At 33.0% G+C, this 12,477-nt stretch carries 8 protein-coding genes and 1 pseudogene; 1 reads left to right on the top strand and 8 read right to left on the bottom strand.

Going from position 1 to position 12,477, the window contains the following annotated elements:
- Positions 1-114: 114 nt before the first annotated feature.
- From gap to T335_RS0115440, 4 genes are all read right to left on the bottom strand, one after another.
- Positions 115-1,125: a type I glyceraldehyde-3-phosphate dehydrogenase gene (gene gap / locus T335_RS0115455; protein WP_026478334.1), complete on the bottom strand. Its 1,011-nt coding sequence runs from the start codon at positions 1,123-1,125 to the stop codon at positions 115-117.
- A gap of 105 nt (positions 1,126-1,230) precedes the next feature.
- Positions 1,231-2,253, bottom strand: coding sequence for a sugar-binding transcriptional regulator (locus T335_RS0115450; protein ID WP_026478333.1), 1,023 nt, complete (start codon positions 2,251-2,253; stop codon positions 1,231-1,233).
- A 380-nt stretch (positions 2,254-2,633) separates the two neighbouring features.
- The gene (gene rpoN, locus T335_RS0115445; RefSeq protein WP_026478332.1) at positions 2,634-4,028 is read right to left on the bottom strand and encodes an RNA polymerase factor sigma-54; all 1,395 of its coding nucleotides are present in this window, start codon (positions 4,026-4,028) and stop codon (positions 2,634-2,636) included.
- Positions 4,029-4,213: 185 nt separating this feature from the next.
- Positions 4,214-4,486: a glycine/sarcosine/betaine reductase component B subunit gene (locus tag T335_RS0115440; RefSeq protein ID WP_026478331.1), complete on the bottom strand. Its 273-nt coding sequence runs from the start codon at positions 4,484-4,486 to the stop codon at positions 4,214-4,216.
- A gap of 234 nt (positions 4,487-4,720) precedes the next feature.
- Here T335_RS0115440 and T335_RS0115435 point away from each other — a divergent pair, with 234 nt between their 5' ends.
- Entirely contained in the window at positions 4,721-5,377 is a 657-nt protein-coding gene (locus T335_RS0115435; RefSeq protein ID WP_026478330.1) for a TetR/AcrR family transcriptional regulator, read from the top strand.
- Positions 5,378-5,903: 526 nt separating this feature from the next.
- Here the strand turns inward: T335_RS0115435 and T335_RS21000 are convergent.
- From T335_RS21000 to T335_RS0115415, 4 genes and pseudogenes are all read right to left on the bottom strand, one after another.
- The gene (locus tag T335_RS21000) at positions 5,904-7,793 is read right to left on the bottom strand and encodes an elongation factor G (RefSeq protein WP_051569350.1); all 1,890 of its coding nucleotides are present in this window, start codon (positions 7,791-7,793) and stop codon (positions 5,904-5,906) included.
- A complete protein-coding gene (locus T335_RS0115425) occupies positions 7,793-9,553 on the bottom strand; it encodes an ABC transporter ATP-binding protein (RefSeq protein ID WP_026478329.1) in 1,761 nt (586 codons plus the stop codon). Before T335_RS0115425 ends, T335_RS21000 begins: the two co-directional genes overlap by 1 nt.
- A gap of 3 nt (positions 9,554-9,556) precedes the next feature.
- Positions 9,557-11,302, bottom strand: a complete 1,746-nt coding sequence (locus T335_RS0115420) for an ABC transporter ATP-binding protein (RefSeq protein WP_026478328.1) — start codon at positions 11,300-11,302, stop codon at positions 9,557-9,559.
- A gap of 665 nt (positions 11,303-11,967) precedes the next feature.
- Positions 11,968-12,477 (bottom strand): annotated as a pseudogene (locus tag T335_RS0115415) (glycine/sarcosine/betaine reductase complex component C subunit alpha); the annotation flags it as partial.

Here is a 12,477-nt window from a genome sequence, read left to right as displayed (position 1 = left end):
AACGTTTAAAGTTACATACTAATAGCCCATTTAAGGTTAATTGTGATACTCCACATTATATATTACCACATCTTACTAAGATTTAAAATGAAATAAGTTACTTCTTAGTTTAATTTAAATCCCTTGGTCTACGATGTAGGATACTATGTCAACAACTCTTACTGAATAACCCCATTCGTTATCATACCATGCGATTACCTTTAATAGGTTATCTCCTAATACAGTTGTAGAAAGTCCATCTATAATAGATGAATGAGGGTCTTGTTGGTAATCACTTGAAACCAGTGGTTCATCGGAGAACATTAATATGCCTTTTAGATCTCCTTCAGAAGCATCTTTAAGTACTTTGTTCACTTCTTCTGCAGATGTATTTTTTTCTAATTCAACAACTAAGTCTACTACCGATACAGTTGGTGTTGGTACCCTCATTGCCATACCACTTAATTTTCCTTTAAGTTGGGGCAATACTAAAGCAACTGCCTCTGCTGCTCCTGTAGTTGTTGGGATAATTGACTGGGCCGCTGCCCTTGCTCTTCTTAAATCATCATGGGGTAAATCTAATATCCTTTGGTCATTGGTATAGGCATGGATTGTTGTCATTAGACCTTTCTTAATCCCATAGTTTTCATCAATAACTTTAGCAAAAGGTGCTAAACAGTTAGTTGTACAAGATGCATTGGAGATAACATGGTGTTTAGTAGGGTCATAATCCTTTTCATTAACCCCCATTACAATCGTAATATCTTCTTTTTTTGCAGGGGCTGTTATAACAACCTTCTTTGCTCCAGCATTAATGTGCTTCATTACCTTGTCTTTGCTTCTGAAAATTCCTGTAGCTTCTATTACAACCTCTACTCCAAGTTCTTTCCAAGGCAAGTTTTCAGGGTCTTTTTCAGCAAAAATTTTGATTTCTTTTCCATTTACGATAATTGCATTTTCTCCTACTTTAACTTCCCCTGGGAACCTACCATATAAGCTATCGTACTTTAATAAATGTGCTAAGGTTTCTGGACTAGTTAAATCGTTAATTGCAACTATTTCCCAGTTCCTCTCTTCTTCAAAAGCTACCTTAAAAGCATTTCTACCGATCCTTCCAAACCCATTAATCGCTACTTTTACACTCATTAAAATCCCCTCCTAGTTTTTTTATACATTCTTAATAGTTTTTACCTTTTTTCCATAAATTATAATGCCAGTGTCTACTAGATTGATCTTTATGTTTTTACTTTATTACTTCTGCTGTAATATCTCCATTGTTGCCCCTTCATCTGTAACCAATATTAAATCCTTTTTAATCTTACTGATGGCCATAATGGCTTCGGCTTTATTTGGTCCTCCTGCAACGCCTATGGTGTTGGGGACATCTTTAAAACCTTCTAAATTGATTCCTACTGTTTTCATTTCATGAACTATTTCACCTTCTCGGTTAAAATAATACCCAAAGGCCTCTGCCACTGCCTTCCGTTCTTTCAATAATCTTTTTGTCTCAAGTGAAAGTTCTCTTCTTTCAGCCATTTTATCTGCTCTACCAATGCCAAATAAAAGAATATTCGCTTGCTTAATTAGTGCATTTATTTTCTTTATTTCAGGGTCATGCAATATACTCTCTAAAGCCTCTTGGCTTAAAGTATCAGAAGCGTGAAATAAATGATAGTTGCCCTTTAACTTGGAAGCCATCTTTGCAGCAATGGTGTTGGCTTGACTTTCCATAGTCTTTCCTAAGCCCCCTCTTGCCGGTACAATGGTTATTCCCCTATTTTTAGTTTGTTGTAGCATTTCATCTGCTACTGCCGCCATTGTATGTCCGCCTGTAACTCCAATAATGCTATTTTCTACCAATAAACCCTCTAGTATTCTAGAAGTCGCCTTAGATAAATCACTAATTACATATTCATCATTTTCTATGTTCCCTGGAACTATGTAAACTTTTTCAATCTGTAACTTTTTCTTTAACTGCTCTTGTAGGGCTCCTATCCCTTTTAGGTGATAGATCATTTCTTTTAACTGATCTACTAGAAGTTCTCCATCTTTTGTAATCATCATACCTGCTGCATTAACTTCGATTAGATCCTGTGCCTTTAAAAAGTCGATCTCACTTCTTACGATCCTTTCTCCAATAGAAAGTCTATTGGCTAAAGCCCTTCTTCCAATAGGTTGTAACAACAATATATTACGTAGAATATCGTAACGCTTTTCTAGTGTGGCAAAAGCTTCTGGAATAATTCTTTTCTGTATATTAATAATCTCCTTCATCTTTTACCTTCCTTCCCTCATACTCAATGCTTACTGTTTATTGGGACTAATTTTGTCCCTGGTATTCATATTGTGTCCCTGTTATTACAAAAAAAATACAGGTAATATATGATAATTATATAATACTTAGTTTTAATTGGCAATTATTTTTTCTACTTTTGTCGTTTTTTCTTTTAATACATCATATATGTGATATTTTTTTCTAATATAACGTCTCCTTTTATTAAGGTTTATTATAACTTGCCTTTTGAAAGAAAAAGAGACCTATAACCAGAAGTATTAATCCTTCATACTTTCAACTCATAGGCCTCTTTATCTTCAATTTAATATGGTCAAACTAAATAGATTTATAACTATAACGTCTTACTATGAGGCTTCAGTTAGAATCGCTTCCTTTTCGATGATGCTGGGATCAATAAGTCCTCACGATATTTAGCAACAGTTCTTCTTGAAATATTTAAGCCCTTCTTTGATAGTAGTTCTGTAATTTTATTATCACTTAGGGGTTTCTTAGGATCTTCTCCTTCGATAATCTCCTTTAAAAAGCTTTTTACACTTTCCGCTGAAACACCTTCTCCATTTTCTCCTTCTATTCCACTGGAGAAAAAGTATTTTAGTTCAAAGGTTCCTAATGGCGTTTCTACATACTTACCATTGGTAGCTCTACTTACAGTTGACTCATGAACGTCAATTCTATCTGCTACTTCCTTTAAGGTCATAGGTTTTAAGTGTTTTTTACCGTATTCAAAGAAATCCCTTTGCTTATCTATAATCATTTCTACCACTCTAAAGATTGTCTGTCTTCTCTGCTCTATACTTTTAATTAGCCAACTTGCTGAATTCAACTTATCATTAATATATTTAACTGTTTCTGAATTTTCATCACTGGTAGAAAGCATCCTTCGATAATCTTCCCGAATCATCAATCTAGGACCGTTATAATCATTTATAATTACCACGTACTCAGCCCCTACTTTTTTAATCACAACATCAGGAACAATATAGTTATGATTAACTAAAGAAAATTTACGACCTGGTTTTGGTTCGAGGGTTCTGATAAAATCACAAATCTTTTGAACTTCCTCTACAGCAATATTCATATTTTTTGCCACCAATGGATATTTGTTGTCAGCAATATCTTCAAGAAATTCATTTACAATACGATATACCCTTCTGTCGTCAACCCCTAGATGACTTAACTGAATCAAAAGACATTCCTTTAAACTCCTTGCTGCAATCCCCGATGGTTCAAAGGTTTGTATTACCTTTAATATATCTTCGACAGTAGCCATCTCTATATTAAATTCTTTAGCTATCTCCTCTATAGGCATATTTAGATAACCATTTTCATCTAAACTATAGATTATAAATTCACCGATATCATAATAATTTTTCCCCAACAGCGTTAAATGGTATTGGGTCATTAGGTGATCTTGTAGGGTTGTTTTATGGGAAAGGATATTTTCATAGCTGAAATCGTTTTCTCCAGAATAAGGGCCTTTACTATAGTGATCTCCCCTGCTATAGTCTTCACTATATTCCTTCCAGTCTACTTCTTGGGTAGGTTTTTCTTTTTTGGCTTCTTGTATGCTTTTCTCATAGTCAGACTCAAAAGCTTCATTAACTTCTAAAAAAGGATTAACCTCAATTTCCTTCTGAATAAATTGGTCAAGTTCAATAGCGTTCAATTGCAATATTTTAATTGCCTGTTGAAGCTGGGGTGTCATTACTAACTTTTGAGATTGTTCTAATTGTAAATTATAACCCATTCTCATATTTAACCATCCTCACCTTTTAGACTATAGTCCTATTATATCATTTTTTAGTTCATTAATAAAGACTTAGCCTTTTTATCTGCAAAGTTGGCATAAGTTTTGCTATAGAAAGAATCCCTTAACATTTGCTAAGGGATTTCTTTATTATCAGTAATTATTTATTTTTTAACAAGCACTTTCTTTTGCTACAAACCTGCTTCTGCTAGGATATTAATTGCTTCAGTCATTTTAGCTTCGTTAACCATCAATGTTTGAACTTTTTGTGATCGCTTTGTAATTGCTTCTAACTCATATGTTTCTACTTCTTCTGGCTGTAGTTCTGCTACTGCTTTTCCTATATACTCTGCCAATCTCATTCCGGCCCATCTTAAAGCAAAACCAAACATGACTTCCTTTACATTAAAATTCCCAAATTCTAGTTTTATTTCTACACTCCCTTCCTTAATAATCTTCTTCAATTCAACATTGTTATTTTTATAACAATAACCTTCTATATTATACCTTATAAAACAGTTATTATAAATTTGATTATTATATAATCGTGATTATTTTTATCTTTATCTAAAAAAACCTATGTTTAAATTTGATGAAACCCAAATTAATGGCTATATTTTGCTAATTATGTTATAATTACTATTGTTGAAACTTAAAGATTAAACTTAGATAACTTAGATGAGATAGGTGACTAGGATATGGATAAGAAAGAGATTCAAAAACGACGAATGATGAGTTACTTTATTGAGGCTACCAATCAGATCATTGAAGATGAGGGAATTGAAGCTGTTACTATAAGAAAAGTAGCAGACATTGCTGGTTATAACAGTGCTACATTATATAATTATTTTTCCGACTTAGAGCATTTAGTTTTTTATGCATCATTAAAATACTTAAAAGAATATGCCTTAGATCTACCTAATTACGTAAAAGGAGCTAATGGCCCGCTTGAAAAATATCTTGCTATCTGGAGATGTTTTTGTTTTTATTCTTTTAGTAATCCACGAATCTATCAAACTATATTCTTTAATAAATATAGCGACTCTTTAAGCGATGCCCTAGAAGAATATTACACCATATTCCCTGAAGAGCTTGGTGAGCAAGCAGAAGATATGCTTCCCATGTTATTAAAGAGAAATATTTATGAGCGTAATATTGCAGCACTACGCTCATGTGTTAAGGATAAGTTTATTAATGAAGATGCTATAGAAGACATCAATGAAATGATACTACTTATCTACCAAGGTATGTTTTCTAGAATTATTAATATGCAAATAGAATACCCAATTGAAGAGGCAGTTGAAAAAACCCTTAAGTACATCACTAAGACGATCATAGGTTATAGTAGACTATAATTTTTATGTATTAGAACAAAGTCTTTCTTCAGTAGATTTTATAGGATGGCTTTAGCTGAAGAAACTAAGCGACTTACACAATTTAATACAATTAAATTGGTGATCTGCTTATGTTGAAACTCATTACGTAAAGTTCTCTTATTTTAATAATAATTACAGTCGAACTTTTCTACGAAAACTAATCTTTTTTAAAGTGGGTTTTAGGCACACTAAACTAAGCCCACTTTAAATCTTTTTTTCAATGAGCTCATTCTCTAGTAATATATTCACTTTTTCTTTAAACTGCTTTTTGGATTATATATCCTTGGCTTCCAGCTCTGTTATTGATTTTCTTTTACATCTGTTTTTCTTCCTGGCAAATTTTTTATCGTAATTCTTATACAAAACACAAGTTAGAAAAAGCAGAAATAATCTAGTGAAATATTACAGAATCCTATTATCATACTTCTTCTAGATTCTTTTCTGCTTCTTCAATCATTTGAACCCAATTTAATTTGATAAACTATATTACGCCATTACGCCTAGTCTATCTGAAACATTCTTTATACATATAAAACTCAGCTGTATAGACTCCTTTTCCACCAGTTATACCTGCTAACTTTGTACTAAAATTAATAGACGTAGCCACTGGTACTGTTCCTTCAAAGACTATATATCCATTTAAAGTCTCTGGTGGATCAAATACCGCCTTGATATTAATTAATGTAGAAAATATTTGCTTACTAGATTCGACAGGAACAATTAAATTAAACTTCAGTATTGGTTCTAAAAGTATAGTACCTGCTGCTTTTATTGCTTCTTGAATAGCAGCATATGTAAGATGTCTGAAATCTGAAGGTAAAGTTGCTATTGGAGTTGATTTACCAGCAACAATGGTAACTCTAACATCATTTACTCTATATCCCATCAGACCCTTTTCCAGCGCAGGATAAATTGTATCCTTCACCTCATTTTGATACTTCCTAAAGATATAGTCTGTAGAAACCTTTGATTCAAACTGGATGCCTTTCCCCCTCTCGATAGGCTCAACACTAAGACCAAGATCTGTATATCCATCTTTTGCTACAAAACTTTCTGCATAGTTCATGGGGGTTTCTTGATATAGTACACTTGGTTCATCGAAGATTACATCTAAATGAAACCTATCTTGTAGAATACTTGTAATTACCTCCATTTGAATCATACCCATCAGTTGTATATTAATTTCCTTCTTATCATCATGCCACTTTACATAAAGTAACGGCTCTTCCTCTTCCAGTACCTTTAAGGCATTAATTAATTGAGGGTTTTGATGTTTTTCTTTTGCTTCAATTTTTACTGTTAGAAGGGGAGCCACAGTTGTTTCTAGTTTAGTTATTCCCTCTGGATTTCCTAGTATATCTCCAATTTTAGCATTTACTCCACATAAAACCCCTATTTCTCCTGCCCTTAATGACTCACATCTAACCATTTTTGTTCCTTTAAGTTTAAAAATACGGATTACTTTTTCTTCGTTGTGATTTCTGTTATTCAGAACCTTATCATATTCTGTGACTGTACCATTAAATACTCTTATAAAGGTAAGTCTACCATGAATAATATCATGTTCTATTTTATATATGACAGCTGAAAATGGTGAATCTGGATTTCCAGTGCCCTCCCCCAAATATCGTCCTATAGTATTCATTAAGAATTCTACACCGATGGAATTTATAGCCGAACCATACAAGAGAGGAAATATCCTTCGATTTTTACACAGATCACTTATTTTTTCATCTAATATAGTTGGGTTTGGTTCGTTATTATTTACAAGTTGATTAAATAATGCTTCATCATACAAGGCTAACTGTTCATGAAATCGCTTTATATTATCTCTACTACTATAGCTTATTGTGTCGTCATCCATGAATCTAATGAAATCAACTGTAGAAGCATTCTTCATCCCTTCGTTAGTGACCATTTGCATATCTAATATATCACTAGTTAATTTATTTGATATTTCCTCCAAAACTTTCCCTATATTAACACCTAGTCGATCAATTTTATTTATGAATATAATTGTGGGGATCTTCATTTTTTCCAATGTATCCCAAATTATTTTAGTTTGAGCCTGAACTCCTTCAACGGCTGAAACTACAAGAACCGCACCATCTAAAACCCTCATAGATCGTTCTACTTCCGCATAAAAGTCTGCATGACCAGGTGTGTCTATAATATTAATAACAGAGCTTTTCCATTCAAAAGTAACAGAGGCTAGTCTTACTGAAATACCTCGCTTACGTTCTATTTCTAGTGAATCTGTCTGCGTCATCCCTTTATCTACTCTTCCAATGCGCTTAATGCAACCTCCTAGATATAAAAGGTTTTCTGCAATGGTTGTTTTGCCAGCGTCAACATGAGCAAATATGCCTATGTTTTTAATTGGTAAGTTCCCCATTAGATAGCCTCCTGTTCAATTTCCTTATGTTGCATGTTAGAGTATAAGCTAAAGTAAGCTGCTTTTTTACTCATAAGTTCTTTATGGGTTCCTTCTTCTATTAGCTGACCACTTTTTAATACATATATTTTATTCGCATCTTCAACAGCATCTAGTCTATGGGAAATAATAATTACAGTTCTTCCCTTAAATAATCTTTGTAATCCCTCTTTCACTAGTATTTCCGATTCACGATCTAGTGCAGAAGTAGCTTCATCTAATAAGATTACAGGTGGATTTTTCAGAAATGCTCTGGCGATTTCAATTCTTTGACATTGTCCTCCTGAAAGGTTAATACCTCCTTCCCCTAGGTAAGTATTGTATTGATTAGGCGTTTCTAAGATGAAGTTATGGGCATTAGTTGCTTGAGCTGCGGCAATGATTTCCTCTTCTGTAGCATCTAATCTTCCGTATCGAATATTTTCATAGATTGTAGTATTAAAAATATATGGTGTTTGAGGTACGTAACCTACATGTCTACGAATATCATCTAGTTTACATTGCCTTATATTATTTCCTAAGACTGTAATCTCTCCTTCATAATCTTGATATAGTCCTAAAAGAATTTTAAAGATTGTAGATTTTCCACTACCACTTTCACCAACTATTGCAGATACATCTCCATAATTAAAATTTACATTGAGATGTTCTAGTGCCTTTTTTTCTTGACCATCGTATTTGTAAGTGATATTTTTAAAACTTACTCCAGCTTCTTGTATACTAAATCCTTCAGCAGTTGCATCAGTATCACTCTCTTTGTTTTCATCAATTAATTGAAATACCCTATTTGCACCAACAAGAGCCCTTTTGAAATTTGTTAAGTAGCTTCCTAGATTGATAAATAATGATGTTACGCCCCGTTGCAGTACAATAATTGCCATCACCGTTCCTATATCCGTCATTTGGTAGTTGATCATTACAACGCCGGCTCCTAAGATCCCTATGAAGTTTAGCACTGATAGCAAAAAGTTAGTAGCCATCCTTTTACCCTCTAAATCATTCATAGATATTGTGTTTTCCACAACCTGATCATAACTTTTTTGATAACGGGAGAAAATAATATTTTCCATACCGAAAATTTTAATTGTTCGTAGTCCTGACAGCATATCTGTGAACCACTCTGTCGATGAAGCTTGATTCTCTTGAATATTTTTGCTTAATAAATAGGATTCTTTTCCAAACATATTATTTAATCCAATAGATATGAATCCCAGTAGTACCATTATGGGAATAAACCTAACGTCGATAATGATAATAGCAACTAATGAACCTATGCCAAGTATCATGTGGGTCACTACATCATAAGTATACTCCCTATAGAAATCTGACAAGCGATCTAGGTCGCTGGTCAAGCGGGACATGATGTTACCACTATGGTTTTTGTCAAAGTACGAGTTAGGAAATTTCATTATACTTGATACTAATTTTAGATGTATATCTATAATTGGAAAATATAACTTACCTTCATAGTGGTAACCTGTTATTGGTTGTACAATACAGTAAATTAGAAAAATTACTGCCATAATAGTAAACCCTCTAATCAGCATTTCTTGACTATTATAAGCAATTGAGTTGAATATGTACTTATTAGCGAAGGCAAATCCAATTTGATAAATTGGATCAACGGCTGCACATATTACTATTGAAATGATATATTTCCATTTTCTATGACCCATTAAATTTAAAATTCTTCCTAAGTCCTTAAAAAAACTAGTTTTCATAAATTAAATCACCTCACTAGCTACAAATTGTTTGTTATAAAGTTTATGATATACCCCATTTTGTTGAAGGAGTTCCTTATGGCTACCCCTTTCTATTATACATCCTTTCGATACAATAAGGATCAGATCTACTTTATTAAGGACTGAATAGCGATGAGTTGATATTATTAGAGTTTTGTTCTCAGTTAATTTTAGAATATCATCCATTACCTCGGCCTCTGTTTGCAAATCTAAGGAAGCCGTGGGCTCATCCATTAATATAATCGGTGCATCTTTTAAAACAGCTCTGGCTATAGAAACCCTCTGTCTCTGTCCACCTGATAAATTCTTGCCTTGTTCACTCATAATAGTATCGTAATTATTTGGCAGATCTACTATAAAATCATGACATTTAGTAATTTCAGCAGCACGTCTGATTTCTGATTCATTAACATTAATCTTTCCAAACCCAATGTTCTGACTAATGGTAATGGGAAACAGAAATGTCTCCTGTGAAACATAGGATAATTTGCTTCTTATTTCTTCTATACTCATATCTCTATAGGGTCTATTGTTTATAAGAATATCCCCTTCAATAACGTCATAGAACCCACAAATAAGGTTTAGAATTGTACTCTTTCCTTCACCACTAAGTCCTACAATAGCCACTTTGCTACCCATTGGGATATTAAAGCTTACATCATCTAAAACTGGATTAACTCCATCATAACTAAAAGATACATTCTTAAATTCAAGATGAGCTTCTTCAGTTTTATCTACTATGTATTTCTTTTGCAGATAGCCTTCTGTTTCAACATCCAAGAGCTCTCTAACACGTTTAAATGCAACAAAAAACTTTCTTACACCTCCAAATAACTGTGTTAATGTATTGATGGGGTCTGCCACAAATAAAATTAGTTGACTATATGCAATTAGTTGCCCTATTGTCATCCTTCCATTTATAACTGCTAGACCACCAAATAATAAACATAGTATCTTTGGCGATTCATACAACACGAAATAAAAGGGGAGCTGAACCGCATCAAACTTTTCACTGGTTAAAACAGATTTCAATACCCTATCAAAAGCTTTTTTACAATTGCTTAGTATATAATCCGAAAGATTATAAGTTTTAATCGTTGTGATACCGTCAATACACTCTTTAATTACACCATTAGCTTCACCTAGGTTTTGATAATAGGCTTCAGAGTATTTAGCGCTTTTTTCGTCAAATTTATTAATCAGAAAAATTGCTATAGGGCTAAGAGAGTAACAAATTAGAAATAATTTCCAATCAATAATGATCATATAAACAGATGCTGCTATAAACATTAGTGGTTGAAATAGTAATTCTGGCACTCCTCTTTCAAGAAATCTTGAAATAAAATCCATCTCATAGTTACTTCTAGAAATTATATCTCCAACACTTAATTTATCAATTTCTTTAATATTACTATGGGATAGTCTTTTAAATACCCCATACCTTAATTCTCGTACTACCATAGACCCAAAACGCCCTGTAGCGTACTTAGTTCCGTACACCATGATTAGAGCAGCACAAGTAAGAACTAGCAAAACACCTAGATATGTAAGCAAACCACTCAATTCACTTCTCGTGGCATTATCTAGTAGCTTTTCTGTGTAATAGGTTCTTAGTAGGTTAAATGAAATCAGCGATAAGTTTAGTATAGCTGCAAGTATAAACCAAAATTTATATGGTTTTATAAATCTGTATAAATCTTTTAAAACTATTTTATTACTTTCTTTCATTTGTAAATCCCCCTAAAGATTATCTTTTATTTTGAATACAAAACTAATATTTTTTTAAGATTTGTATTCGTCTCTGCTGATTTTACATTTTATAATATACACATTGTAGAATGTAAAACTAGCCTCCCTATGTTATACCTCCCCTAATCTCAATGGTTGAAATATTCCAACTATTTTTTATTTGAATTGTCATAGGATTGATGGATACTCTATTAAATACGTTTTCTTTATTTAGTATTAATTAGAGCCAAATCTCCTATAACAAAACTGAATCTCTCAGTTGATTTCAAATTAAAAATTAATGCTTTTTTTGATCTAATTCACTATTCCTTTCCATACAAATCGTACCATATATTCTAAATTTTATCAATGTAACTTAGATTTACTATAAATCTCTAATTAGTAAACGTATTTATAAATTTTTTTGCCACAGTTAATCATCATAACTCCAAAGATAATACATCTTCGTATGGTTACATTAATTAAAATGAATAAACAGCAATTTACAAAAAAATTAAATCTTCTGTGTTTGCAGTTAGAAACGAAACTAAGAGTATACTCTTTAATATGACTGTGGTATCATTACAAGTTTATAATTGCAAAACTTAGTAAAAATAAATAGATCCCTCAAGATATCGTCAAGGGATCTATTATTACGTATTTATTTAACAAGCACTTTCTTTTGCAACAAACCCTGCTTCTGCTAGGATATTAATTGCTTCAGCCATTTTAGCTTCGTTAACCATTACAATAGGTCCTGTACAACCCATTCCACTTTCTGCATAGACGCCTTTTTTCCAAAGGGCCTTAACAGCATCTTCTAAATCCATAATGTCTATTCCAGCAATAGAGCCTGTTACTACCTCCGCTGAAGGTGCTGTTACTTCTTCTTCATCAGCGGCAGCGGCTTTTTTGTTATCCTTTGTAAGGGATTTTAATATGTCATCAAGCTTAGCTTTTTTCGCTGCTGCAAACTCTCTTTTTGCAACTTCTTTTACATTACCCCTTACAAGGTCAGCTGCATATTGGATGGCATTAGCCACAACTGGTGTACCAGAAGCTCTAGAAAGAATTAGGATTGTTCTATCGTATCCTTCTCCTAGCCCTGGGCCATATCCGTAACCTGTTGCTTCATAGTCTCCACCTGTTGTGAAGGCTGAGAACATCTTCATTAA

It is taken from the genome of Alkaliphilus transvaalensis ATCC 700919 (assembly GCF_000621485.1).
Lineage (GTDB): Bacteria > Bacillota > Clostridia > Peptostreptococcales > Natronincolaceae > Alkaliphilus > Alkaliphilus transvaalensis.
Note: the sequence above shows the minus strand (reverse complement) of the source record. Positions and strands in the feature narration are given on the sequence as shown.